Genomic DNA, 24,015 nt, shown 5'->3' on the forward strand with positions numbered 1-24,015 from the left:
GGCATGCCGATTCTGGCATACAAGTTGCAGCTATACGATTCAGGAAACCAAAAAACCGAAAAAAAGGAGGAAATGTATGAAAGGTGTAAAGCGTCTGCTTGCGGTAGCGCTGATAGCGCTTATGGTAACAGCAGTTCCCTCACTGGTAGTTTACGCCAACGGCACGGCCTCATCGATGGGCGCGTCGGACAGCAGCACCAGGGGAGCAGCGACGGATGTCCCTTCCGGGTCTGACGGGGTACTGCACGATGTCCCTGCCGAGACTATGGAAAGAGGAGCCACGGCTCCCCCCAATGAGGGACAGGTAGGCGGGATGGGATACGGCAGCGCTCCCGGGTATCCTCCGGCATCGGGACCCGGAAATGTGCCTCCCTTTATGGAGGAGAGCGGCGCGACGAGGGGAGAGGACACACAGAACGGAACGACGAGGGGCGGCGACACCTCTGGAAGCATGGGCGGAACTGCGGGTACTGCCGACTCGATGAGAGGATCCGGCATGCAGCAGGATCGGTCCATGATGCAAGACCGGTCGATGATGCAGGACCAGTCCATGCAGCGCGGCGCAGCAGCGGACGCATCCATGAGAGGAGATTTCCGGAGCTCGTACCAGCAGGGATACTCCGAGGGCTTCACCGACGGCTTCGGCAAGAGCGAGGCGCAGCACGGTTCCATGATGGGAGCCCCGAGGGGAGACATGAGAGGCGCCGGCATCGGGGACTTCACATCGCAGCATGGATGGATCCAGGGATACCAGGACGGCTATACGCAAGGTTTCAAAATGGGATTGCAGTAACGTGTCTGTTCAGCGCAGTAACCACTACCGAGAATAACCGCCTCGATCCCTCAACAAGGCCTGAACACAACCAGCAGAAGCCCGCACTCACGGTGAGTGATTCTCTACTCCCCTAAGGATTCCAAACCAGCGGCTTTTACAACAAACTCTACCTGAGGAAGGAGACCCTATCATGAAGAGAGCTGAGCAAGTGCTCATAGTTGCCATTACTGTGTTTGCCGTTGCGGTGCTGTCATCCCTGACGGCATATGCCGAGTGGACCGACAAGGGCTGCATCGGAGGGCCGGACAGCAGCACGAGAACGAATATATCGGCTGTATCGACGAGAGGCGGAAATGCCTCCGGTGAAACGTCGCCCGGCATTCAGCACAATGTCCCTGCTGAAACGCAGAGAGTGGAAGACGGCGCAACCCGGGGCACTGATGTCGGCGCTGCCGGGTATGGCAGCGCTCCCGGGTATCCCCCGACGGCGCAGCCGGGCAATGTTCCTCCGTTCAATGCACCGGCTGACAGTTCGATGCGGGGCTCCGGCGCACAGCAGGATCGGTCCATGATGCAAGACCGGTCGATGATGCAGGACCAGTCCATGCAGCGCGGCGCAGCAGCGGACGCATCCATGAGAGGAGATTTCCGGAGCTCGTACCAGCAGGGATACTCCGAGGGCTTCACCGACGGCTTCGGCAAGAGCGAGGCGCAGCACGGGGACTTAGGGGCGGCTACACGGGGAGGCATGATGAGAGGCCACCCGATAAGCGAGGCGCAGAAGGGGTGGCTGAAAGGCTACCGGGACGGCTACCGGGAGGGCTTCAAGGCCGGGGCGCCCGGACTCCAGTAAGCCGTGATATTCACCCGCGGGGCGGCGCGAGAGACCGCCGCAAGATAGCGGATAACACGGTATGCGACAATATAACGTGGTTATCAAAACCATGAAGGCAGGATACAGTAATTGAGCAGCTTCATTTGATAGGGTTTGCTTATCAAAGCCCCCGCACGAGGGGAGCTCAGCGGCGTGCGCCGCTGAGATGAAGTAAAGCAAAAGTACTGTATCCTGCCCTTTCGTATCTTGTCAGTACAGCAGGGTCTGCTCCCCGGAAGATTACGACCCCGGCTGTTCTGCAGAGCAAAGAGCTAAGGAGGTAATGTTCATGAGACGAACGCACCTATTCATTATTACGATTGCAGCAGCCTTTGTGGTCGGTATGCTTCTGGTCCCTCCGGCCGCGCAACAGGCATGGGGAGGGGACTACGGCACGCCGCGCGGCACTGAAAGCGGTACCGGCAGCGCAGCGATGGACTCCTCGGGGACCTCATCAGGATCGATGCGCGGCGGCGCCGATAGCGAATCATCGGGATCCGATACGCGAGGGAGGACCAACTTCCAGGATACCCCTACCTGGAGAGGAACCGACCCGTACGGGACGACTAACGGGACGACCGGCACCACCAGGGGAGACGGTGTACAGGACGGCACTACGAGAGACGGCGGTACTACAGAAGGCGCTACCGGCACCGGTACCGACGCGGGAACGGACACAGGGACCACGCGGGGTGGTGACATCGGCACCGAATCGTTTGAGCGGGGCAGCATGGGGACTCCCGATTCGGGTATCGGGACGACTGACGGCGCTGCCGGGACGGGCGGAACAGGGGCGACCGATGATACGACCGGCACTACGCGGGGCGGCGCTGACCTTGAAGGCGGCAATACCCAGCTTGACTCTCTTGACGGCACCACGCGGGGCGACGGTACGATGAATGAAACAACAGGCGACACCGGCACGACCGGAGGCGGTACCGATAGGGGAACTGCCGGCGGTACCACGGGAGGCGACGCTGCAGGCAGCGGTATGTAGCGCTTCGCTAATGAGTAATTCCGTCACTATGATGAACCAATAAGGAGACCGACTATGAAAAGATCAATGATCCTTCTCGGTATGCTTGCAGTTGCCGTACTTGCGCTCTCGACGGGCTTCTCGTCTGATGCATATTCCTCGACCATGCTTGACAGGAGCACGGACCTCGCCATGGGCGGCGGGCAGCGGGGTGAGGAGCAGGAGACCACCAGGGGCACGCAGCCTCCTCCGGGTGAAGGGACTTCCGGAACAACCGGCGGAACAACCGGGCAGACAGGGACCGGTACAGGCACGGACACGGGAACGGGGACTACGAGAGGTACAGGGGATACCGAAACCGGTACGGGCACCGGCACGATGAGAGGCGGTGATACGGGGACGACCGACAGCACGACCCCGGGAACGACCGGCGGTACGACACGCGGCAGTGGTACGCAGAGCGGCACGGGAGGAAGCTCGGGCAGCTCCAGCCGTTACTAGGAGAGGGGAGAGGCGACTTCTCTTTCCCGGTACGTAACGGGTCCTGCCCGTTGCGTGCCGGGGCATACAAGAAGGGAGGCCCTGCCATGGGCCTCCCTTCTTGTATGGATCGTACTGAGCGCTGCCATCCTGCAGCGCTCAGGTGTATCCCAGCTCATCGCTTTCCTGGTAGAGCGGTGAGGACGAGCTGTAGAGCTCGATTTCCGCTTCGGCAGCGCGCCGCTCATGGATGCCGCCGAGCACCGAGCCGGCTACGAGCCCCGCTGCAGCACCGATAACGCCTCCCCGCGACGGGCGCTCCGGATCGGCCAGCACTCCCAGGGCGGTCCCCACTGCGGTCGATGCCCCGATCCAGAGAAGATACCGTACGCTGATCATGTCCCCTTCTCTCCTGCTCATGAAGCTGTCCTGCGAATCCTTTCGAGCGCGGAGAGCGCCTCGCGGTGCTCGAAGGGGTAGTACTCGGACGTAAAGACCTTCAGTGCATCGTCGTATGCGCGAGCTGCCTTGGTCAGATACTCTTCCTTATCGATGAACTTTGAAAGCCGGCGATAGAGAGTGCCGAGGCGGTACTGCAGCGAAGCATAGTCGTACGGATGGGCGAGGATGGTTTTTATCGTGAGCGCCTCGCCGTAGGCATGAAGAGCGGCGCGTACCGCCCCTTCCTCCTCCTTCACTTCGAGGATCGCTGAAAGTACGTCGCCGATGCGCTCTTGTACCGATGCATAGTCGAGGGGAGCGCTTTCAGGACGGTACACGTTCAGCGCTTCACGGTACGCGCCCGCGGCCCTGGAGAGATTTTCCTCCTTATCCCTGTGCTCGGCGAGGGCGCGGCAGGCATCGCCCCGCTTGAGCTGTGTCTCTGCACAAGCGAGCGGATGGGCCTCGACGGTAGAGACGCGCAGCGCCCTGTCATATGCCCGGATGGCGTCGACGAGCGGCTCCGGCTCGTGCCTGAGCTCGGCGAGGGTCCTGCAGCAGTCGCCGATTGCCCGTTGTGCAAACGCGTACTCCTGGGGGAAAGTCTCGGCCGTCTGGACCCTCAGCGCCTCCTCATAGGCGTCGACCGCCTTCAGGAGGTTCTCCTCCTGGCTGCGGAGCTCGGAGAGTGAACGGTAGAGAGTGCCGAGCATGCTGCAGGCCGCTCCGTAATTGAGAGGATAGGTTTCGAGGGTGTATATCCTGAGCGACTCCTCGAAAGCGCGGGTCGCCTTGCCGAGGCAGTCCTCCTTACTGCGGAAGTCTGCGAGCGCCCTGTAGGCATGGCCGAGATTCGTCAGCGCCATTGCGTAATTCACCGGGAAGGCGTCTGCTGTGTATACCTTGAGCGATTCGGTAAAGGCGTTGACCGACTTGGCAAGGTACTTCTCTCTCTCTTCGAATTCCGCCACCCTGAAGCAGACGTCGCCCCGGCTGTACTGGATCAGGGCATAGTCGTCGGCATCCTGCTGGAAGGGCGTATACCGGAGCGCCTCCTCGTATGCCTGGAGCGCCTTCAGCAGATGCTCGTGGGGCGACCGCGAGAGCGCCATGTGCGCGTAGCAGTTCCCTTCGCTCTTTTTGATGCGGGCGTACACCCCCGTATCCCACTCTTTCCGGAAATTGAGGAGGAGGTCGCTGTAGATCGCCAGGGCATCCCTGGGCATGTTCTCTTTGAGCAGCATATCGGCCGTGTCGAGCCGGCTCATGAGCTTGCTCCGGTAGAGTTTTTTCCTTCTGTTATCGGAAAGGTAATAGACGATGCCCAGTATGATGCTGGCGGTCAGTGCTCCGAGTACGCCGCCGATCAACCCAACGACCCATCGGCTCGGGTCGAAACCGTCGAAAGCCATCGATTGCCGCTCCTTGAGAAGTCCCCCGAACACGCCGCAGTGCACGATGCTGATCCCTCCGGCGTTGTGCATATATTACCAGGTTGACCGTATATGTTCAATCGCGGAAGCCTCCCGAACTTGACAGGTGCGGTAAAAGGGGCTATGGTTTAAGTAAAGAAAATAGTAGTGGCCTGTGTTCCGCAAGGGAGAGCGTTACCGTAGTGTGGAGCGTACGTCCGACAGCGCACTGAGGTGCATACACGCTTCTCTTTCTCTCTCTCCTAATAAAGCTTTCCCTGAAATCTCCAGTCAGCGATAACCCGGCGGTCCTTAACAAAGGCAGCATCACCGAGGCAGGGACTAACCATGGAGCGATAGTGAGCGCCGCTGAAGCCGCATGACCTCTCCAGCGATGCCGGCCCTATTGTCAGCAGCCTTAACAGCTAGGTGGGGCCGTCGCGGGGCGGGCGGAATGCTCTCTGAACGGTATGTTCTGGCAGTGGAACCGAAAACGGCAGCGATGATTTTAAACGTCCATAAGGAGGTGCTTGGTATGGCGTACGATCCGGTGTGCAAGATGGAGGTCAGCGAGAACGAGACGCAGTATACGAGCCAGTACGGAGGGAAAACCTACTATTTCTGTTCGTCGGGCTGTAAAACCGAGTTCGATGCATACCCGGAGCGGTTTGCGACGGCAGAGAGCGCCGCCAGGACCATAGGAGTGGAAGGGGGAGCGGCAGGGTATGGCGCCGGCGCCTCAGCAAAAGGAAAGGCATCGGAGACCTACCAGAAATTCAGGGAGAGCCAGACGTACCAGAAGGCCCTCGGCAAGGGGCATGAATTGACAGACAAGGCAAAAGGCCAGGCCAGGACCATGATCGACAAGCAGCGCGACCGCAGCTCCAGTATGCTGGGAAGCGTGGCTTCCGCGTTACGGCAGACAGCCCAGCAGCTCCAGTCGCAGGAGCAGGGCTCGATCGCCCGCTATGCGGACAGCGCTGCCGCCAAGGTGGACCAGCTCTCGGGGTACCTCCGCGACAAGGATGCCGACCAGCTCATCGGCGAGGCGGAGCGCATGGTGCGGCGCCGGCCGGCAGTCTTCCTGGGTGGAGCCTTCGCGCTCGGATTCGCCCTTTCGCGGTTTCTCAAGAGCTCCGGCATGCGTGCAGGCAGTCCCGGCGGCCACGGCGGATCAAAGAGCTATTCCGCGGGGATGAGCGCATGACGGGGGGCTCATGCAGTGTTAAACGGCAAAGGCCTTAGCAGGGAGGCCCTAGCAGGGAGGAATGACTATGAATCACACGCGCGAAGAACAATCGCTCGGCGAGCTTCTCTCGGATCTCTCCCAGGAGACGCAGAGACTGTTTCGCCAGGAGGTCGAGCTCGCAAAGACGGAGATGTCGCTCAAGATGTCTCACGTACTAAAGGATATTGCCTTTCTCGCCATCGGCGGCGCGGTCGCCTATGCGGGATTGCTGGCGCTGATAAGCGCCGTCATCCTCGGCCTCGGCACGGGAATCCCCTGGTGGCTTTCGGCGCTCCTTGTCGGTGCGGTTGTCGCAGGGATCGGCTATGTGCTGGTGAAGAAGGGTATGGACGATCTCAAGAGAAAGGAATACGTGCCGAAGCAGACCCTTGAAACGATTAAGGAGGACAAACGATGGCTGAAAGAGAAGATGTGAATGTGGTCCGCAGCCGGAGAGGGGCTGCCTATACGGCGCCGCGCGGCGGAGCGGCTTCCGGAGGCGGCGAAGAGCGAAACCCGGATGAGATCAGGTCCGATATCGAACAGACAAGGGCCGAGCTGGGCGACACGGTCGAAGCGATCAAGGAGAAGTTCTCATCCGAGCACATGAAGGCTCAGGTCAAAGAATCAACGGTGGGGAGGGCGAGGAGAATGAGCAGGAGAGCGCAAGGGAGGGCACGAGAGATGGGTTCGAACATTGCCGATACCATTCGCAGCAACCCGGTCCCGGCCGCCATGGTGGGAGTGGGCCTCGGGTGGCTTATCATGAAGGGGGCGCGCGGCGACGGTAACGGGCGCGAGACGACCCTGAGCGAACGCGAAACCTTCGCGTATGCCCCGGGCGGACAGATCTGGACCGAGGAGGGGCAGGGGACCGGCGGCGGATATGAGCAGCAACCCTCTGCCCGGGAGACAGCGAAGGGAAGGGCAGAGCAGTTCGCCGGGCAGGCCCGCGCCAAGGCCGAAGAGGTGACCGGCCAGGTGCGCGAGAGGGCCGGGCAGATGACCGGGCAGGCGCGGGAGAAAGCGTCCCAGCTCACCTCCAAAGCCAGGGAGCAGGCCGACAGGGTAGGGGGAATGGCCAGACAGCGGGCGCGGCAGACGAAAGAGAACGTGCGGGATATGATGCAGAGCAATCCGCTCGGCGTCGGCGCAATGGCGCTGGGACTTGGAGCGCTCTTCGGTCTTATCATCCCCGAGTCGCGGCGAGAGGAAGAGCTCATGGGCGGGGCGAGCGAGAGCCTCATGGGCAAGGCGAAAGAGACTGCCCAGGGCATCATGGAAAAGGCCCAGCGGTCTGCCGAGAAAGCGAAAGAGGCGGCTATGGAAGAGGCCAGGAGCTAGTGTCCGTTCCCGGACATAGCGAGCGGCCGTGCAGGAGGACCTGCCCGGCAGCGCTGCCGGGCCCCTACTTTGTAAGCTGCCTGTAGTTCTCGCAGGCGACCTGGTTTCCCCTGTCGCAGACCCTCTTGAAGTCCGCCGCCGCTTTCATGGTGTATGCAAAGCCGCGGGAGAAGATCGCTTCGCTGTACTCGGGCCGGAGGCCGATCGCCTTGTTGAAGTCCTCGATGGCCTCGTCGTACCGCTCGAGGCGCGAGTAGGCGATGCCGCGATTATGGTAGGCCTCGGGAAACTTCGGGTTCAGCTCGATGACCCTGGTCTCATCCTCGATGGTCTTGTCGAAGCGCCCTTTTTTGAAGTGCGAGAGCCCCCGGTAGTGGTATATCTCCGCATCCCGGGGGGCTGCGGAGAGGACTTTGTTGAAATCTTCGATGGCCCTGTCGTAATCTCCGGACTTGTAGTAGGAGAGTCCGCGGTTATAATAGGCGTCGGTGAAGTCGGCGTAAAGCGCGATCGCCTTGCTGTAGTCGACGATCGCCTTGTCGTAGCGCCCGTCGTTGAAGAGGGTATTGCCACTGTTGAAAAAGTGCAGCGCCTCTGCCTCCGACGCCCGTGCGGCGCCGTGTGCAAAGAGAACCGCTACGACTACCAGGAATGCCATGCTCACTTTTTTCATGCTCGCTCCGGCGCCGCTATGAAGACTTCAGGGCGGGGAAGTAAAGGGTGAATACCGTCCCGCGTCCTTTTGCGCTCTCCAGGACGATCTCGCCGCCGTGATTCTTGACGATGCCGTATACGGCGGCGAGCCCGAGACCGGTGCCCTTCCCGGTCTCCTTGGTGGTGAAGAACGGCTCGAAGGCGCGCGCCTTCGTCGCTTCATCCATGCCTATGCCGGTGTCCGCAACGCGAACGCGGACAAACGGCCCTTCGAGCTGCCCGTCCGGGGAATACCTTCCGTTCAGCAGGCCGGGAAGGAGACGGTCCTGCCTGCTGTCGACCATATCCGTGGTTATGGTGATCGTGCCGCCGTCGGGCATGGCGTCGCGGGCGTTGATAATGAGGTTCATGATGACCTGGCCTATCTGGGTGCCGTTCCCCTTCATTATGTGCACGGAAGGACTGAAATTATTCCGGAGGGCGATCTTGGGATTGAGGAGCTTGGAAACCATGGCTGCCGCGGCTTCCACCGCCTCGTTGATGTGCAGGGAGGTGAACTCGCTGTTGCCCCTCCGTGAAAAGCTCAGCAGCTGCGAGACCACCTGGGACGCATGCTGCGCGGCCGTCTCTATCACCTCGAGCTTGTTCAGCACGCTTTCGGTGAGCGTCTCCTTGTCATAGGTGAGGATCATCTCGGTCTGGCCGAGGATCGCCGTAAGGATATTGTTGAAGTCGTGGGCCATCCCGCCGGCGAGCGTTCCGATCGACTCCATCTTCTGCGTACGGAGCAGCTGCTCCCGCAGCCGCTTCTTTTCGGTGATGTCCCGGCAGAAGGCCTGTATGATCTGGCCCCCGTCCATCTCGATCATCTTCGCGCTGACCTCGAGAGATATCCGGTCCCCGGTCTTCGTACGATGTTCCGCCTCGAAGAGCAGCGGTCTCCCGGTCGAGAGCCAGGCAAGGTGCTTTCGCCACTGCCCTGCGGCCTCGTCGCCTTCGAGGAGAGCGATGCTCTCTCCCAGCAGCTCTCCGATAGTGTACCCCAGCATCTCGCAGGCGCGGGGGTTGAGGTCCAGGAACATGCCGTCGGCGCTCATGATCACGATGCCGTCGGTGGCGTGGTTGAATAATTCCTTGCGCAGTTTCTCTGCGATGGTCAGATCCCTGGTGCGCTCGTCTACGAGGTCCTTCAGCTCGGAGTGCTCCTTCTCGATCTCCTGAGCCTTGATGCGCTTATGCATGCCCTTTTCGACCGCCTTGAGCACATCGTTCTTGTCGAAGGGCTTCAGCAGGTAATCGAAGGCGCCGTACTGTATCGCCTTCCGGGCGGTCTCAACCGACGCATAGGCGGTCACGATCAGCACCTCGGCGTCGGGGCGCATCCTCTTTATCTCCTGGAGCGCGGTAATGCCGTCCATCTGCGGCATCCTCAGGTCGAGGAGTATGACGCTGATCTCGTCCTGGGACAGGAGCTTCAGTCCTTCCAGGGCGCTGCTGGCGGTCTGGACCGGGTAGCGGTCCTTGATGATCATCTTCAGCGATTCCCGCGGACCCGCGTCGTCATCGATAATCAATACTTTCGTTGCTGTGCTCATTCAAACCCCCTCGGGTGCATCGGTTTACGCGGCATTCTTTGCCGGCAGAGAGATCAACAGCGCGCTGCCGGACTCGACCTCTTTGATCGTCAGCCCGCCTTTGTGCGCCTCGGCTATTTTCTGCATGATGGCCACATCCAGGTTCTCGCTCAGTATATCGGAGGTGAACGGGGACACGGCCTCTGCCGGGATATCCATGAGCTGCGTGTCGGGAGAGCGTATCGCTATCTCGATACGGGGCACCTTGTTCCCGTTGATGTTCGTCTCGACGATGATCTCCTTGCCCGGACGCAACCGCTCCGAGAAGGACACGATGAGGTAGTACAGCGCCTTCGAGAGCAGGGAAAGGTCGGCGTTGACCAGAGCGGGCTTTTCCGTTTCGCGCACCACCAGGCCGACCCCTTCGGGCGCCTCCTTGCGCGCGGCGCTGACCGCGTCCCTGATGATGATGTTCACATCGTGCACATCGGGGTTGCATTCGAGCGATCCGGAGAGGAACAGGATCTTGTCGATGAGCGTATTGAGCCGGTGCACGGACTGCAGCACCGTCGTCTTGTAAAAGCTCCGGAACTCGGCATCGTTGAACTTGGTGTCGATGAGCTGCGAAAAGGTGGTTATCGACGAGAGGGGGTTCTTTATGTTGTGCGCGATCTGCGCGGTGATGCCGTGCATCATCTTCAGCTTCTCGGCCTCCCTCTTCTCCGCCTCGTACTTTTTCAGGCTCGAGATATCCGTGAAGATCATCCCCGCGCCGACCACCGCGCCCCCGTCGTCGCAGAGGCGGTAGCTGTTGATGCCGAGCTCCATTCCCCGGGGGCTCAGGAGGACCTCGTGCCGCTTGTAGAAGATCCCGTCGACCATGGTCTCGTACAGGATGTCACCGAGGGGAGAGGGGAGGTTCCTGAGGTCCTTTCCGAGGATGTCCTCGAGGCGGATGCCGAGTATCTCGGCTGCGGTCGGGTTGAAGATGCGTATCCGCTCGCTCTTGTCGATGGTGATGACGCCGCTGTTGATGTTGGCGAGGATATTCCTGATGAACTCTTTCTGGCGGTGTATCTGGTGGTACAGGTCGATGTCCTTAATCGCGGCGGCCTGGTAGTTGCACAGGGTGTAGATCATCTCGAGCTCGTCGCTGTAGAAGGGCTCGCCGGTGATCTTTTCCCCGATATTGACGATCCCCTCGAGCTTCCCTTTGTACATCATGGGAAAGGAGAAGAGGCACTGCAGCCGGCTCATCTCCTGGAAGGTCTTCATCTTCTCCTGGTTCGCCGGGTCGACCGCCCTCTGGATGATGCCCCCGTTCTGGGCGAGGTGCCTGACCAGCGCGCTTTTGTAGTTGAGCTTGAGGTTCTGTGCGATATACGGGTCCATGTTCTTATGGGCCCTGACAGCGAAGCTGTTCCCCTCCCTGAGCATGATCGATATCCTGTTGGTCCGGGCGATCTCGCTCAGCGACTCCATGAAATGGCTGAGTATCTTGTCGATATCGAAATTCGCGGTCAGGATCTTCGCCAGATTCACCAGCACGTGCCGGTGCAGCCCCTGGCCCGGCGCGGCTTCCTTCGGAACGCCGGAAGAGAGCGCTCCCTCTCCGTGATGACGGGCATAGTCGCCGGGGAGCGGCGTGCCGTTGTGCGGGCACGCCCTGCGCGCGGCGAGCGCGGTCTCGAGCACGGTCTCGAGCCCGGTATGCACGGCGTCGGACGCGACGAACAGCGGTACGGTCTCGAGCTTGCGCATATCGAACCCCGCATGCCTGACGAGGATCACCGACTCCTTGCCGAACTGCTTGATGATGGTAGTGATCAGGGATGTCTCGACCGACTCGGTATCGACGACGAAGAGGTCGAACGTGTAGTCGATCAGGGTTTCCTCGAGCTCAGCAAGATCTTTTACCGCGCGGACGGTATAGTCCTGCAGCGCGGCCCTGATCGCCTCGGCGGTCTTCTGGTTTCTGCAAAGAAGCGCTACTAGTTCCATAGCTTCGGCTGCTCCGCCCGCCGCTCGCCCGCCAAAGCCTCGGCAGGGTCAAACAACAGGGTCAGCACAGTCCCCTCTCCCTGTTTGCTCGCTACGCTGATGCTGCCGCCATGCTCTTCGATTATCTTCTTGCTGATGGTGAGCCCGAGGCCGTTGCCCATGTCCTTGGTCGTGAAGAACGGGTCGAAGATCTTCTCGAGATCATGCTCGCTGATCCCCACGCCGGTGTCCTCGACAGCGACCATCCCTTTATTGTTCGTGAACCCTGCTGAAATCTTTAACTTTCCTCCGCCCGGCATCGCCTGGCAGCTGTTCGCGATAATATTCAACAGCGCCTGCTTGAGCCGGTCAGGGTCGCCTTTTATGGAAAACGGCGTCTCGAAATGCTTGATGACGGCTATCCCTTCCTTGTGGATCTGTTCGGACATGAGCTTAAGACACTCCTCCATCACGGCGATAGGCTCTATATCTCCAGGGTGCTGGCCCGACGGGGCCCTTTTGGTGAACATGAGCAGCTCTGTTACCAGCCGGTCTATGCGCTCTATTTCAGGCGGAACGATCATCGAAAAGGTCTCGCGGAACTCCCTGTCGCCGTACTTCTCGGGCAGCAGCTGGGTAAACGTCTTGATCGAGGAGAGCGGGTTCTTGATCTCGTGCGCAAGCGTTGCTGCTGTGGAGCCGAGGGTTGCAAGCCTCTCCGAGCGCAACTTCTCGGCATAGAGGAGGGCGCTCTTGAGGCTCAACGAGGTGTCGCCGGCAATGGTCCTGAGCAGGTTGACGTCGCCGTCCGAGAAAGGATCCCCGGATATCTTTCCCCCCAGCAGGATCATTGCCTTCATCTCCCCATCGATAAGGATCGGCACCGCGACCTCCCCCCGAAAAGGCGCTGTCTCCCGGGCAACCGGGACAGCCCTCTCCGGCCCGATAAGATTCGGCAGCTCCTCTATGACGACCACATCCCTGGTCTCCTGCAGCAGTCCGACCAATGCACCGTTTCCCTTGATCCGGGGCGTCTTTTCATCACCGGCCAGGCTTCTGTCTAACTTCTTGTAATATACTGTAGAATAATTTTTTTTTCCAGTGCAGAGGAAATAGGCGTCCCGCAGCTTGAGGGTCGAGAAAATAGTATCCGTGACAATCTTCTGGATATCCTTCTCGTATATCTTCGAGGAAAGCTCGTTGCCGACCCGCTGGATCACGGTGTAATAGTCGTACGATGCCTTGTAAAACAGCTTGTCGATAAGTGATTGTATCCTCTCCCTCAGAGGATTGAAGAGCAGGGCGATGACGAGGGCTGCAAGGATATAGATGCCGAGAGCATTTGAGCCGGCCAGGTCGGTGAGGGTCTTCGAGAGGAGGTGGATAACAATGACGAGAACGCCGGTGAGGAGCCCTGCGGAGAGGGAGTAGACCATCGTTTTTTTGATGGCGACTTTTATGTCCATCAGACGATGCCTGACAATGGTGTAAGCAACAACACCTGCATATATCGGAACTGCGTACGTGCCATAGGGGTAAATGGGGAAAGGTTCCGAATTTACCAGTATTAAAAGGTGCTTTAACCCTCCGGTATATCCCAATAATGAGGCTGCAAAGAAATACTTTAACTGATTTCTCCTGACGCCCGAGGAGGTCCAGTATGCTTGGTATAATTTGAACAAGCCGTATATGACACTGGAAAGAAAATAGAGGACAAAGAACGGATAAAGTTCAGCAGGAGTAGGAAAGCTATAGTAGGCCTTACGTGTTGTTCCGTTTACCAGCAAATCAGTAAATAAGCTAATAAGCAGGAAGAAACTTGCAGCTGTGTAGCCTGCCAGCAATACTTTTCTGCTTTCATGCTCTCTCTCGATAAAAACCAAAATGAAGTGCACAAAGAGTATAGCAAAAAGTATCGCTCCTACATGCAGCATGCGCCCCCAGAACAGCTCATTGCCGTCGAAATCTGGGGTATACTGGGCAACGCAAAAACTCCATAGTGATATGCTCAAAGAGTAGAAGGTGAATATGCGGTATGACTTTATTTTCCATCTTTTTTGAGAAATTACAAAAAAGCCAAGCAGAAATGTAGTAATGGCGGTCAGATAAGCCGAGACGGTAAAATGATTAAAGTTATCCATTCTTTTTCAGATTGAGGAAAAGATAACTCGGGCATTCTTGGGGTCTCTCAAAAAATACGGCTGCCTCCCCCTCGTATCCTTTCGTCCATGCTAGCATTTCCTCTTCGGTCCTGTAGATCATGTGCCATTCGCCTAGTGTTTCAATATATGCTCGATGGCTGTTGTTATTCAGACTCGCATTGCAAACGATCAGGGAGCCCTCTTTCTTTAGAAGCGTATAGAGGAGTGAGAGGAGGCTCTTTGCGGTGTTTCTGCGCAGATAATCGAAGAGCCCTGAAGCGTAGATTAAATCATTCTCGCCCAGATTGCTCGTCATCTTTTGGTTATCAATCAGGCTGAAGATGTCCTGCTCCACAAGAGAGATAGAAAGGTGCTGTTTGTTTGGAATGTCTATCTGTGCGATTTCACTTCTGATATAGTCGAGCGCCCTTTTCTCAAAATCGATGCAGGTGAAGGTAAGAGGCTTCGTGATTTTATTTTCCTTCAGTAGCTCCAGCAGTTCGCGTACCGAACCGCATCCTACGCTCAGTATCTTCGGGTTTCCTTCTTCCCGTAATGTTTTCAGAATCTTGTTTTTAAAGTAATCTTTTCTTTTGATGTTAGATCTAGAAAAGGGAATTGTGCAGGTATAATTATTAATTAGCATCTCATAGGAGGTGCTTCCTAGATAATTGTTATGATGATAATCATAGATATAGTTCATTGTGATGAAATCGCCGGCATAGCCCAAAGGCTTTTTATAAATATGCGTATTGATCTCTATATCTGAACCCAATAAACCGACTAGTTTCTCTTGATAGAAAAGCTGATACTCCCTGTAGCTTTCCCTATCAAGTTTTTGCAGGACGTGCCAGGCAGCGGAAAAATAGGTGTCCAGCTGATTGAAAATGGCCTGCCTTTCATCTTCGATGAATAGTATTCGCTCGGTGACTGATGGATGACAGATATCGAAAGCATTGCATTTGCTTTTTGTATTCTGCAGAAAGTTTGCCGTATCTCCGGCTAAAGTGATGAATTCGCTACTTATCATTGAGTTCCCTACGAACTGCGTGTCATTGCTTTGATGCAACGTAAGCAACAATATCTTTTACTTTTCTGGCTTTTCTGAAATCTTCTGGGGAGTACTCGATATCGAACGCCTCCTTGATGAGAAACATGAGCTCAACCGCTCTGAAAGAATCTATTCCAAGGTCTTCTATTAATAGGGTTTCCTGCGTAATTTTGGTTAACGGAACACCGAGCTCCTCAGATAGAGCCTTGATGATCTCTCTTGCAATGATGTTTGTTGCTGCTTCTGCGCCCATGATAATCTCTCCTTGATCTCTAAATCTCTCTGTACTTCTTCATAATGATGCAGGCATTATTATTTCCGAAGCCGAACGAATTCGACAGAGCGACGTTCACCCTGGCTTTCCGGGCCTTATTCGGTACATAGTCCAGGTCGCATTCAGGGTCAGCATGCCTGTAATTGATTGTCGGCGGGATAAGATTATTCTCTAGTGCCAGTGAGCAGACAGCTGCTTCGATTGCCCCTGCTGCTCCGATGCAGTGCCCTATCATTGACTTTGTTGAGCTTATTGGAATGTTGTACGCCCTCTTTCTAAAAATCTCTTTAATTGTTTTTGTTTCTAACCGATCATTTGCTTGGGTGGATGTGCCATGCGCATTGATGTAATCTATTTCTTCGATCTTAATATCGGCGTCTTTCAGCGCCGCCGCTATAACTTTAGCCGCATCTTTTCCTTCGGGCTCAGGCATCACCATATGGTATGCTCCGGAATTGGACGCGTATCCGATCACTTCCGCGTAAATACGAGCTCCCCGTGCTCTTGCGAGATTCAATTCCTCTAAAACCAGCATTCCGCCGCCCTCTCCGATTACAAAGCCGTCCCGTTCTCTGTCGAAGGGCCTGCTCGCCTCTGTCGGCGCGTCATTCCGCTTTGAGAGGACGTGCAGGGAGCTATAAGCACTGAAGCAGAAAGGGGTGATTGGCGCCTCTGCACCCCCGGCAATGACAATATCAGCCTCGCCGTTTTGTATTATTCTGAATGCCTGTCCGACGGCATTGGTTCCCGAAGCGCATGCATTGGAAATAGTTATATTGGGTCCGGTGACATTGAACAATATGGAAATGTAGCTTGCAATGGCATTCGCCGTGATCTTTGGAAGGCACGAAGGGGGAATTTTGTTAAGGCCTTTCTGTATCCCCACTATTATTTGTTCCTCGTGAAACGAAACTCCTCCTGATCCTGAACCGACGCAAATGCCGACATTATCCCGGTCGTACGCGGCTAGGTCTAAGGCGGCGTCGGCGACTGCCAGTTTAGCAGCGGCTGTCCCTAGTTGTACAAAGCGGTCGGTCCGTTTGGTAATATCAGAGGGTAAGTAGTCCGACGGGGTAAAAGACTTTATCTGGCCGGCGATCTGTGTGTTCAGCTTCGTCGCATCAAACCCTTCGATAAGGCTTATCCCGGACCTCCCCTCGATATTGGCCCGCCAGAACTCCTCCTTGCCAATCCCGTTAGGGGCTACGACCCCCAGACCTGTTACGACGACTCTTCTTCTCACTTATGTAATTTAAAGTATTTAATCTAAAACTTCAATCGATTGCTCGACCGGAGCATGAAAGGGGAGATAAGGATTCTTTATAGAACCTGCTGAAAGATAGAATAAAATACCACGCTGTCCAGGAACGGGGTGAGCGGAGGAGTTTCGGAAAAAAGAAGAGGACATGGTGTTCAATTTTTGACGCATTCTCACGATATATGCTTATATAACGGCATGTTGCGGGGGAAATACCTTTCAGGGGAGATAACGATGAAGAGGTGCGGGCGGCTTTTTGTTTGGGGATTGGCTGTTTTTATTCTCGCTGTAAATCAACGGGCGTACGGCTCCGGGTTTGCCATATACACACAGGGAGCTTCTTCTCTAGGTCAGGCAGCAGTAACGATTGCGCACAGCGATGATCCTTCAACGATTTTTTACAATCCGGCACTGATCAATAAGTTCGATGGAACGCAGATACAGGCCGGGACAACATTGATGTTCATTTCAAGGGAATTCGAGAGCGCCTCCTCTGGCCGGACGTTTAAGACAAAAGACGATGTCTTTTATCCCTCGACGTTTTATATTACGCACAAGCTCAACGACAAGCTCAGCGCCGGACTGGGAGTCTTTACTCCCTTCGGATTGGGGACGGACTGGGGTGACGACTGGGCCGGGAGATTTCTTACGACGCGCGCAGAGCTCCGGACCGTTGATATCAATCCCGTGCTCTCCTGCAGGATAACCCCGAATATCGCTGTCGCGGCAGGCGCTGATTTCGTCATTCTCGATACGACGCTCGAGAGTAAGATCAACTTTGGTGCACCTCTCGAGGGGACTAAAAAGTTCAAGGGGGACGGCACCGGCCTTGGCTACAACCTGGGGCTTCTCATCGATCTGGCGAAAGATATCTCGTTCGGCGCTTCGTACCGGAGCCAGGTGCGGGTCGATATCGACGGAAGAGCTGAGTTCAGCCTGCCCGCCCCGGCTTTCAGGCCGTTCTTCCCCGATACCAACGGCAGTGCTCATCTCAAGCTTCCTGACCGGCTTCATGCGGGCATCAGCTACCGGGGCTTCGATCCGCTTACACTCCAGGTAACCTATCGCTGGGAGGGGTGGTCGTCCTTTAGGGAATTACGAATCAATCTCGACCAGCCGGTCAATGGATCGCCGGTCGATGTCACTCCGAAAAGGTGGAAGGATACCTCTGCCGTGATCGTGGGAGCAAAGTACCGGCTCGATGATTCGGCAGCGCTCCTCGCCGGTTATCTCTACAGCAAGAACCCGGTGCCCGACGAGACCTTCGAGCCCTCGCTGCCGGATGCCGACTGGCATCTCTTCAGCGTCGGCACGGAGCTGCGCCGGAAGCAGCTGAAGCTGGACTTGGCGTACAGCTTCATGATACTCGAGAGCAGGGACAAGCGCTCGAACGAGATCGACGCCGGGCTCGGCCTAGTCGGTGAGGAGAGGGCGAACGGCACCTATAACACCCAAATCCACATGATCGCGGCGAGCCTCACCTATGCGTTCTGAGGAGCGGCAGGCGCTGAGACGGCTGGAGCACGGGCGGGACGTATTCGCTCTGCGGGAAGAGGACGGCGTCTGCGTTATCGCGAGACTTTCTTGAAGACCGTATACCCGAGCACCAGGAAGATGACGAACAGGACGAGGAAGAGTATGAAGAGGAACTGCGCGATCGACGAGGCGACGCCCGCGATCCCCGAGAAGCCGAGCAGTCCTGCAACGACTGCGATAATGAGGAAAATAATAGCCCACTTGAGCATGGTTGCCTCCTTTCAGGGAAACCGTTCCCTTACCTAAAGTCTCCCACACCCGAGAGTTGTTTGCAACACGAAAGCATCTCAGTAGTCAACGGGAGAGGCACAGCAGGTTCGACTCATTCTCGGACGGCATCCAGGCCGTCCTCCGAGGCGGGGCAGCTCGGAATCGAGTCGTACCGACCCGCTTCACCATCCCTGGCTTCGCCTGGGCTGCCCAAGCCGCTCACCTGCCATGCCTCCCCCGTTGATGATGAACTACTTCTGTATTGCTAACCCTCATTCCGTCATTTTGAAATGAGTTAAAATTCATTTATAATTGTATTAGGGAATTTCAACACGCTGCTCGACGGAAAGAACGCACCATCCCCGCACGGTTTTGCCCTTACTACCCTCAACCGCATATGCGTGACAAGAGGTGCATCCATGATAAGCCACGACATTTTTCTTTATATAGCGTGCATAGCAGCCGGGGTGCTGATCGGAGCGGGCGCGGTCCGCATTGCGTTCAGAAGAGCACGGTTGACGAGGAATGCCGACAATACCTGTTCGCTCCGCCTGCCCCTGTGGGGGAGCACAGTGCTCGCCGTGAGCTCCCGTGCCCCGGGAGTCGTTATCGACGAGGTGTTCGAAATAAGAGAGCGGCTCGAGAAGCTGCGGAAATTCATCGATACCGAGGTCATGCTCAGGTATGCAAAGGAGTTCAGGATAAACTACGTCGGCACTGAAGGGGATCGCGACGACGGCGGCTGGAGCCCGGGCAGGCTTGCGTACTGCACGGTGAGCTCGGGATGCAAAGGAGGGTACGAGGTCTATCTGAATCCCGGCCTCGACCTTCAGAGTGTCGCCTCGTGCCTGAGCAGGGACCTGAAGACGACGATTCTCCCTGAAGAGGTCTATCCGTTTCTCTATCTCCACGAGGTGGGGCACACCGCCCAGGCGGGCAACCAGGATTTTTACACCGCCGTCGTCAATTATGCCCTTTCGGGCGGCAGGCGCTCTCCGAAGCGCCGCCGCGAGCTCAAAAAGCTGAAGTGCGATATCGAGTGCTTTGCCGACCGCTTCGCCCTGCGCGAGCTGAGGCGCTGGCGCGAAAGCGCGGCACTGCAGCGCCGTTCCTCTCCGCAAGCCGGCCGCAGCGGTTAGCCTTTCCCGACGGGCTGCATCTGTTCGCCGCAGCAGATGATATCGCAGAAGTCGACGCACCCGCAGGCTTCGTCCACGCTCATGACGAGGCCGCAGACGCCGCAGCCGTACTGTGCGCCGGGAGCGAGCTCTTTCTGCTGTTTCGGGGAGGTCTTTCGTGCCGCCTTAGCGGGCGCTTTCGATCTCAGTGCGTTCTGCCTCTTCGATGCAGGCGCGGCTTTTTTGGCTGCCGAAGTCTTTCGAGGTGCTGCCGTCTTTTTCGCGGGCATACGTCCTCCTTGTTATGCGCGGTTTTATACAATTATAGCAGCTAATCGCGCGCAGGGTAAGTGACCTCCTGCAAGAGGGGGCAGGCAGGAGATGCTATCGGGCTGCCTGTTCGGCGTAGGAAGAGACCGGTTCGGACTGCAGGATGCCGGTGAGGAGCTCATCGCTGAGCGGAATCCATTCGCCGCCGGACGTCCTGAGGGCGATGGTCTTGCTGTAATCATCGCTGCCGGTGATCCTGATATCGAGAACGAGCCTGCTGTCGGGGTGGGGAAGGCGGCGGAGACGGTTATGGTCGAACAGCGGTTTGAGCCGGCTGTTGATGAAGGTGATGATATTCCTCCCCAACTGGTTGTCGACACCCCGGCTGTACTTGGCGATATTCTTTATCGCCTCCGCTACCGGCACATTGAAGACCTCGAGAAAGGTGAGCTCCGGGTACGCTGCGAGTGAGGCCTCATGGACGGTCATGGCGCCGCTGCCTCTGAAGAGGTGCTTCACCGTAAGACCGCTGCAACGGGAAGTCGCTTCATAGCCGTCCTCTCTCTGTTCAACCGTTATGGGATTTTCGGCGACAGCGGCGAGGGCGCGCTCGGCGATGCCGGTGACCGGAGCAGTATCCTCGACTGCGGGAATCATAACGCTCATCGCTGTGATGCCGGAGGGGGTGTCAACACCGGAGGAGGCAGGGGCATGCCGGCGATGCCCTGTATCGGCAGCGGGAGCCGCAGCTTTTGCCTGGAGCAGGAGCCGCTCTCCGGGGGCTTTCCGCTTGATATAGTAATCGGCGATAAAGACATCGCCCTCCACCGGAACCCCGTTGATGCTGATGACGTTACGCATCGTCCACTCGGCGCCGCCCCGTGTCAGCGTATAGGCCTTGGAACCGAGCACGACCGAGGCGCCCTTGGGCACGGTGCTCCCCAGCGCGCAGCGCAGGCGCATTCCCGCCTCATCCCTGAAAAGCACTCCCTGGGCCTCTACGCTCCCCCTGCTCTCGGCCTCAATGAGATACACCTTTCCTACCCTCGAAATGCCGTATCCTCCCGAGCCGAGGGATGCGAAGACGAGCTTCTGCCCGGCGCTGCCGAAGGAGACGGTCCTGGCCGGCGGGGCAGCGCTCTGGCGCTGTTTCAGGGCAACGGGCTTTTTCCTGAGCTCTTTCTGAATGCCGTATGGCGTTGCAGTGCGGTGGCAGACGGTGCATTCTTTTGCAAAAGGCTGCGCCGCGGTGGATGAATAGGAGACAGCGGGAGGCGCCAGGAGGACGAAAAGGGCCGCTGCTGCAGCCAGCGGTTCGAGGATGCGTTTCAGTCCTTCTGCAAGAGTAACGGGCGTTGCGGCAGCCATAACGAGCGCATGGATATGGTCGAACTCGGGATGATGCTTGTGGCTGTTGAGCCAGCGCGCAACCGCACGGCGTCCCCGGCGGAGACGGAGGAGCGATGCCACCGTCCCCGGCATCGTAAGGTCGAAGCGGGCTCCCCTGATGGTGATGCGGGCCTCGGGTGATGCGCTCATCGTTCTGGCTGCCCCCTGGTACTTTAATCTATATCATAAAGCAGAACGGCTCCTATGTCAAAGGATTTGACCGGCGTCAGCACAGGGACCGGTCGACCGACTGCCCGAGCTTTCGCATCGCCCTCACCTGGAGCTGCCGGATGCGCTCCCGGGAGACCGAGAGCTCCTCGCCGACCTCCTCGAGGGTTGCGGCTTCCTCACTGCCGATGCCGAAGCGCTTGCGAATAACCAGTTCCTCTTTCGGCGAGAGGGTATGGAGCATTCTCTCTATATGGCACCTCAGGCTCTCCTCCATCACTCTGTCGAGGGGGGACGGCGTCGAGCGGTCCTCGATGAAGTTTTTCAGCATCGAATCGTCATCCTCGCCGACCGTGAGCTCGATCGAAAGGGGCTCCCTGGACAGCCTCAACGCGGTCCTGACCTTTTCGAGAGGGATACGCAGCCGCACCGCAATCTCCTCAGGTCCCGGCTCGATACCGCACTCCTGAACCGTCTCCCTTACGACCTTGTTGATGCGGTTCACGGTATCCGTCATATAGACGGGTATACGGATGATGCGTCCCTGGTTCGCCAGTGCCCTGCCGATCGCCTGACGGACCCACCACGTGGCATAGGTGCTGAATTTGTAACCCCGCCGGTAATCGAATTTGTCGACGGCATGCATGAGACCTATATTCCCTTCCTGGATAAGGTCCTCGAGGCTCAATCCCTTTCCCGCATAGTGCTTGGCAATGTTGACGACGAGACGGAGATTGGCTTCGATGAGCCGGCCCTTGGCGCTGCTCAGCTCCTGCTCGGCCGCTTCCAGCTCGGCAACAGACGCGCCGGGCTCTTCGGAGCGCAGACCCGCGGCCTCGCCGGCAGGCCGCTGCAGCTCGCGACGCCACGGGCCGCCGGACCTGCTGCCCTCGGCCCGGCGGGTGCGGCTCTGCCTTCTGCAGAGCGCCTTCGGCGCTGAGTACAGCGCCTTGAGCTCCCGGGAGAAAGACGCGATGACAGCGGGTTTAAGCGCGAGCTCCTCTACCTTCTGCAGAATGAGGCTCCTGCTCCTGCGGAGCCTTTCGGCAGAAAGCCGGTCGGCGATCTCCGCCGATCTTCCGGCCTCCCGGCAGGGATTTCGTCCATTCCTCTCATCGGCAGCAGGATCGACCATAAGGGTATACAGCGATTCCGTGATCGTCTCGAACTGGAAGGCCCGGCGCCGGAGCTCGTCGTCGGGCAGTTCCTCGGCATCGCTGACCACGTCCCGCAGGGGGACCACGCCGCTGCCGACGAGCCGGCCGAGCTCTCTCATCTGAGCGATAATGGAGGGGGTGGTGAAGAGGATGCCGCGTATGGTCCCGGCGCACTCCTCGATCGTGCGGGCGACGGCTATCTCTCCCTCCCTCGAGAGCAGGGGGGTCATGCTGATGCCTTTCAAATAGGCGCGCAGCGGTGAATAGTCGCAGGTAATCGATACGGAGGGGTCGCGGGCTTCCGAGGATTCCTTGTCCTCGAGGGATACCGGGGAGTCCGGACCCTCCAACCCTTCAAAATCATGCAGGAAACCTTCTTCATAGGCACGGAGCGGCTCTTCCATTGCTTCCCTCCCTTGTGCGATGTGCGCCGTACTTCACCTGCCTGAAATGAAAAAGACCGGGCTGCCGAAGGGACTCCTTCGGCAGCCCGGTCGTCCGTCTCTTGCGGACCCGTCGCTTTCCTCCCCCTCCTTGCGAAAGGGTCGGCTTTGTCGGGAGTAGTTGCTTTTTGTCCCTCTATTAAACGATATCCGCCGGGTGAATATCAAATTGAAATTGCTAATGGAACCCATAAGTAAAAGTTAAAGATTGCCGGCGCGAGCCGCCGCGGTCTTCACCCGGCAAGGGGACGAGCATCCTGCTGCGTGCGCACCCGCCACAGAGTGTGATGCAAAAAGCAAGGAGCGGGAAAAGGCTGGCTTGCCTCTTCCCGCTCTCCGAAAAGACGGGTGGGGGAAAGGGTGGGCGTTGCTTATCGTACTCCGTACAATTCCGTGTCCGTACTACCAGGCAGGCTGAATGCCGTAGAAGCGGTAGACCTCGGCGATCCACTGCCTGTCGGCAGCTTTTGCCCACTGGTCTTTCGTAAAGCTGGGGGCGCTCTTCAACCTGTCCTTGGTCAGATTGACGATCAGCACGTCCGGCGCGGTGCCGCTCGTGGTGAGCGCCTGCGTGGGGATAGCGTAGAGCCGGTCGCCTTCTTCCGCCTGCATGACCACGTAGGCTGCGCGTCCCTGGCTGGGGTCGATGACGATATCGGTGATCTTGCCGAGCTTTTCTCCCTGCATGTTCTGGACGTTTTTATCCATGAGCTGGCTCGCCCTGCTCGTCTGCTGAAGCTGACGGGTCTGCATCCCCGCGCCTCTGGTCGAGTCGTCTCCCCGCATCGACGGGCTCTCCGCTCCTCTCGTTGCGCCGCTGTCCGGAGCGACCGCTCCATTGATCCTTTCGGAAGGGAGCGCCGAGGGGTCCGCAGTGCTGCCGTCGGCAAACACGTATGGTGCGATCATCAGAGCGAGCGCTAACGACAGCGCCGGAATAATCGTTCTTTTCATAATCGTTCCTCCTTGGTATAGGTTGTGCCCACCCGGATATGCAGCCGTTGCGCCGGGTACGGCAAATCCCCGGCCCCGGTCCTGCAGGCGAGGTGTTTACGTGATGGTGAAGAACATAGTCGGAGTAACCGGCAACACAGCGAATTCCTTACTGTAAAGGGTAGCGGAAAAGAAACGGAAGGTCAAATGGCGGAGCTCTCGAGGGAGCGCGTACTTTTTACAAACCCCTTTTCTTCGGGTATGCTTTAACTATAGTCCTGCTGCCCTGTGCAGTGTCCATCACCATCTTACGCAAGATCATCCCGGGA

23 protein-coding genes, 1 pseudogene and 1 riboswitch are annotated in these 24,015 nt (G+C 57.8%); of the genes and pseudogenes, 9 read left to right on the forward strand and 15 right to left on the reverse strand.

From position 1 onward, the window contains the following. The first annotated feature begins 76 nt into the window (after positions 1–76). The 4 genes from AB1805_05220 (at position 77) to AB1805_05235 (ending at position 3,126) form a co-directional block, all read left to right on the forward strand. On the forward strand, positions 77–793 hold the full coding sequence (locus tag AB1805_05220) for a hypothetical protein (GenBank protein ID MEW5744827.1): 717 nt from the start codon (positions 77–79) through the stop codon (positions 791–793). 172 nt (positions 794–965) lie between these two features. Continuing rightward, a complete protein-coding gene (locus AB1805_05225) occupies positions 966–1,628 on the forward strand; it encodes a hypothetical protein (protein ID MEW5744828.1) in 663 nt (220 codons plus the stop codon). Positions 1,629–1,938: 310 nt separating this feature from the next. After that, entirely contained in the window at positions 1,939–2,646 is a 708-nt protein-coding gene (locus tag AB1805_05230) for a hypothetical protein (protein ID MEW5744829.1), read from the forward strand. A gap of 54 nt (positions 2,647–2,700) precedes the next feature. Next, a complete protein-coding gene (locus AB1805_05235) occupies positions 2,701–3,126 on the forward strand; it encodes a hypothetical protein (protein MEW5744830.1) in 426 nt (141 codons plus the stop codon). Positions 3,127–3,264: 138 nt separating this feature from the next. On the opposite strand, the gene AB1805_05240 is transcribed toward AB1805_05235, so the two are convergent. Both AB1805_05240 and AB1805_05245 read right to left on the reverse strand, forming a co-directional pair. Further along, positions 3,265–3,504, reverse strand: a complete 240-nt coding sequence (locus AB1805_05240) for a hypothetical protein (GenBank protein ID MEW5744831.1) — start codon at positions 3,502–3,504, stop codon at positions 3,265–3,267. Between the two features lie 17 nt (positions 3,505–3,521). After that, a complete protein-coding gene (locus tag AB1805_05245; GenBank protein ID MEW5744832.1) occupies positions 3,522–4,958 on the reverse strand; it encodes a hypothetical protein in 1,437 nt (478 codons plus the stop codon). Between the two features lie 535 nt (positions 4,959–5,493). Here AB1805_05245 and AB1805_05250 point away from each other — a divergent pair. The 3 genes from AB1805_05250 (at position 5,494) to AB1805_05260 (ending at position 7,530) form a co-directional block, all read left to right on the forward strand. Then, positions 5,494–6,165 carry a YHS domain-containing protein gene (locus tag AB1805_05250; protein MEW5744833.1) on the forward strand — a complete coding sequence of 224 codons (672 nt, stop codon included), beginning with the start codon at positions 5,494–5,496 and terminating at the stop codon, positions 6,163–6,165. A 67-nt stretch (positions 6,166–6,232) separates the two neighbouring features. Further along, positions 6,233–6,622: a phage holin family protein gene (locus AB1805_05255; protein MEW5744834.1), complete on the forward strand. Its 390-nt coding sequence runs from the start codon at positions 6,233–6,235 to the stop codon at positions 6,620–6,622. Beyond that, positions 6,601–7,530 carry a DUF3618 domain-containing protein gene (locus AB1805_05260; GenBank protein MEW5744835.1) on the forward strand — a complete coding sequence of 310 codons (930 nt, stop codon included), beginning with the start codon at positions 6,601–6,603 and terminating at the stop codon, positions 7,528–7,530. Before AB1805_05255 ends, AB1805_05260 begins: the two co-directional genes overlap by 22 nt. 64 nt (positions 7,531–7,594) lie before the next feature. On the opposite strand, the gene AB1805_05265 is transcribed toward AB1805_05260, so the two are convergent. The 8 genes and pseudogenes from AB1805_05265 to fabF form a co-directional block, all read right to left on the reverse strand. Further along, positions 7,595–8,203 (reverse strand): tetratricopeptide repeat protein, encoded by a 609-nt coding sequence (locus tag AB1805_05265; protein MEW5744836.1) that lies wholly within the window; start codon positions 8,201–8,203, stop codon positions 7,595–7,597. Between the two features lie 16 nt (positions 8,204–8,219). Then, positions 8,220–9,779 (reverse strand): response regulator, encoded by a 1,560-nt coding sequence (locus AB1805_05270; GenBank protein ID MEW5744837.1) that lies wholly within the window; start codon positions 9,777–9,779, stop codon positions 8,220–8,222. Between the two features lie 24 nt (positions 9,780–9,803). Further along, positions 9,804–11,759: a GAF domain-containing protein gene (locus tag AB1805_05275; protein ID MEW5744838.1), complete on the reverse strand. Its 1,956-nt coding sequence runs from the start codon at positions 11,757–11,759 to the stop codon at positions 9,804–9,806. Next, the gene (locus tag AB1805_05280) at positions 11,750–13,204 is read right to left on the reverse strand and encodes an ATP-binding protein (protein ID MEW5744839.1); all 1,455 of its coding nucleotides are present in this window, start codon (positions 13,202–13,204) and stop codon (positions 11,750–11,752) included. Before AB1805_05280 ends, AB1805_05275 begins: the two co-directional genes overlap by 10 nt. Before the next feature lie 3 nt (positions 13,205–13,207). Next, positions 13,208–13,879: pseudogene (locus tag AB1805_05285) on the reverse strand (histidine kinase N-terminal 7TM domain-containing protein). Further along, a complete protein-coding gene (locus AB1805_05290) occupies positions 13,872–14,909 on the reverse strand; it encodes a hypothetical protein (GenBank protein MEW5744840.1) in 1,038 nt (345 codons plus the stop codon). Before AB1805_05290 ends, AB1805_05285 begins: the two are co-directional and overlap by 8 nt. Positions 14,910–14,931: 22 nt before the next feature. Next, positions 14,932–15,183 (reverse strand): acyl carrier protein, encoded by a 252-nt coding sequence (locus AB1805_05295; protein MEW5744841.1) that lies wholly within the window; start codon positions 15,181–15,183, stop codon positions 14,932–14,934. Between the two features lie 19 nt (positions 15,184–15,202). Continuing rightward, positions 15,203–16,447, reverse strand: coding sequence for a beta-ketoacyl-ACP synthase II (gene fabF / locus AB1805_05300; GenBank protein ID MEW5744842.1), 1,245 nt, complete (start codon positions 16,445–16,447; stop codon positions 15,203–15,205). Between the two features lie 249 nt (positions 16,448–16,696). Between fabF and AB1805_05305 the strand changes: the two genes are divergently transcribed. Beyond that, complete coding sequence (locus AB1805_05305; GenBank protein MEW5744843.1) at positions 16,697–17,956, forward strand: outer membrane protein transport protein; 1,260 nt, start codon at positions 16,697–16,699, stop codon at positions 17,954–17,956. 74 nt (positions 17,957–18,030) lie between these two features. On the opposite strand, the gene AB1805_05310 is transcribed toward AB1805_05305, so the two are convergent. Then, positions 18,031–18,207 (reverse strand): DUF1328 domain-containing protein, encoded by a 177-nt coding sequence (locus tag AB1805_05310; GenBank protein ID MEW5744844.1) that lies wholly within the window; start codon positions 18,205–18,207, stop codon positions 18,031–18,033. 420 nt (positions 18,208–18,627) lie between these two features. On the opposite strand from AB1805_05310, the gene AB1805_05315 reads away from it, so the two are divergent. Next, positions 18,628–19,347: a hypothetical protein gene (locus tag AB1805_05315; protein ID MEW5744845.1), complete on the forward strand. Its 720-nt coding sequence runs from the start codon at positions 18,628–18,630 to the stop codon at positions 19,345–19,347. Here the strand turns inward: AB1805_05315 and AB1805_05320 are convergent. From AB1805_05320 to AB1805_05335, 4 genes are all read right to left on the reverse strand, one after another. Then, positions 19,344–19,616 carry a hypothetical protein gene (locus AB1805_05320; protein ID MEW5744846.1) on the reverse strand — a complete coding sequence of 91 codons (273 nt, stop codon included), beginning with the start codon at positions 19,614–19,616 and terminating at the stop codon, positions 19,344–19,346. The two genes, AB1805_05315 and AB1805_05320, sit on opposite strands and share 4 nt — an antisense overlap. 94 nt (positions 19,617–19,710) lie before the next feature. Then, the gene (locus AB1805_05325) at positions 19,711–21,135 is read right to left on the reverse strand and encodes a hypothetical protein (protein MEW5744847.1); all 1,425 of its coding nucleotides are present in this window, start codon (positions 21,133–21,135) and stop codon (positions 19,711–19,713) included. Positions 21,136–21,211: 76 nt separating this feature from the next. After that, on the reverse strand, positions 21,212–22,714 hold the full coding sequence (locus AB1805_05330; protein MEW5744848.1) for a sigma-70 family RNA polymerase sigma factor: 1,503 nt from the start codon (positions 22,712–22,714) through the stop codon (positions 21,212–21,214). A gap of 77 nt (positions 22,715–22,791) precedes the next feature. Further along, positions 22,792–22,870: riboswitch (cyclic di-GMP riboswitch) on the reverse strand. 285 nt (positions 22,871–23,155) lie between these two features. Beyond that, entirely contained in the window at positions 23,156–23,707 is a 552-nt protein-coding gene (locus AB1805_05335) for a PRC-barrel domain-containing protein (protein ID MEW5744849.1), read from the reverse strand. Positions 23,708–24,015: the final 308 nt, after the last annotated feature.

The organism is Nitrospirota bacterium, assembly GCA_040752355.1.
In the GTDB taxonomy this organism is placed as follows: domain Bacteria; phylum Nitrospirota; class Thermodesulfovibrionia; order Thermodesulfovibrionales; family Dissulfurispiraceae; genus JBFMCP01.

What these genes read in the sequence shown, in the direction of transcription:
- AB1805_05275 (MEW5744838.1), bottom strand. Translation starts at nt 11,759, where the DNA reads ATGGAACTAGTAGCGCTTCTTTGCAGAAACCAGAAGACCGCCGAGGCG.
- AB1805_05225 (MEW5744828.1), top strand. Translation starts at nt 966, where the DNA reads ATGAAGAGAGCTGAGCAAGTGCTCATAGTTGCCATTACTGTGTTTGCC.
- AB1805_05250 (MEW5744833.1), top strand. Translation starts at nt 5,494, where the DNA reads ATGGCGTACGATCCGGTGTGCAAGATGGAGGTCAGCGAGAACGAGACG.
- AB1805_05270 (MEW5744837.1), bottom strand. Translation starts at nt 9,779, where the DNA reads ATGAGCACAGCAACGAAAGTATTGATTATCGATGACGACGCGGGTCCG.
- AB1805_05235 (MEW5744830.1), top strand. Translation starts at nt 2,701, where the DNA reads ATGAAAAGATCAATGATCCTTCTCGGTATGCTTGCAGTTGCCGTACTT.
- AB1805_05295 (MEW5744841.1), bottom strand. Translation starts at nt 15,183, where the DNA reads ATGGGCGCAGAAGCAGCAACAAACATCATTGCAAGAGAGATCATCAAG.
- AB1805_05335 (MEW5744849.1), bottom strand. Translation starts at nt 23,707, where the DNA reads ATGAAAAGAACGATTATTCCGGCGCTGTCGTTAGCGCTCGCTCTGATG.
- AB1805_05220 (MEW5744827.1), top strand. Translation starts at nt 77, where the DNA reads ATGAAAGGTGTAAAGCGTCTGCTTGCGGTAGCGCTGATAGCGCTTATG.
- AB1805_05325 (MEW5744847.1), bottom strand. Translation starts at nt 21,135, where the DNA reads ATGAGCGCATCACCCGAGGCCCGCATCACCATCAGGGGAGCCCGCTTC.
- AB1805_05255 (MEW5744834.1), top strand. Translation starts at nt 6,233, where the DNA reads ATGAATCACACGCGCGAAGAACAATCGCTCGGCGAGCTTCTCTCGGAT.
- AB1805_05265 (MEW5744836.1), bottom strand. Translation starts at nt 8,203, where the DNA reads ATGAAAAAAGTGAGCATGGCATTCCTGGTAGTCGTAGCGGTTCTCTTT.
- AB1805_05320 (MEW5744846.1), bottom strand. Translation starts at nt 19,616, where the DNA reads ATGCCCGCGAAAAAGACGGCAGCACCTCGAAAGACTTCGGCAGCCAAA.
- AB1805_05305 (MEW5744843.1), top strand. Translation starts at nt 16,697, where the DNA reads ATGAAGAGGTGCGGGCGGCTTTTTGTTTGGGGATTGGCTGTTTTTATT.
- AB1805_05230 (MEW5744829.1), top strand. Translation starts at nt 1,939, where the DNA reads ATGAGACGAACGCACCTATTCATTATTACGATTGCAGCAGCCTTTGTG.
- AB1805_05260 (MEW5744835.1), top strand. Translation starts at nt 6,601, where the DNA reads ATGGCTGAAAGAGAAGATGTGAATGTGGTCCGCAGCCGGAGAGGGGCT.
- AB1805_05240 (MEW5744831.1), bottom strand. Translation starts at nt 3,504, where the DNA reads ATGATCAGCGTACGGTATCTTCTCTGGATCGGGGCATCGACCGCAGTG.
- AB1805_05330 (MEW5744848.1), bottom strand. Translation starts at nt 22,714, where the DNA reads ATGGAAGAGCCGCTCCGTGCCTATGAAGAAGGTTTCCTGCATGATTTT.
- AB1805_05245 (MEW5744832.1), bottom strand. Translation starts at nt 4,958, where the DNA reads ATGGCTTTCGACGGTTTCGACCCGAGCCGATGGGTCGTTGGGTTGATC.
- AB1805_05280 (MEW5744839.1), bottom strand. Translation starts at nt 13,204, where the DNA reads ATGGACATAAAAGTCGCCATCAAAAAAACGATGGTCTACTCCCTCTCC.
- AB1805_05315 (MEW5744845.1), top strand. Translation starts at nt 18,628, where the DNA reads ATGATAAGCCACGACATTTTTCTTTATATAGCGTGCATAGCAGCCGGG.
- AB1805_05310 (MEW5744844.1), bottom strand. Translation starts at nt 18,207, where the DNA reads ATGCTCAAGTGGGCTATTATTTTCCTCATTATCGCAGTCGTTGCAGGA.
- AB1805_05290 (MEW5744840.1), bottom strand. Translation starts at nt 14,909, where the DNA reads ATGATAAGTAGCGAATTCATCACTTTAGCCGGAGATACGGCAAACTTT.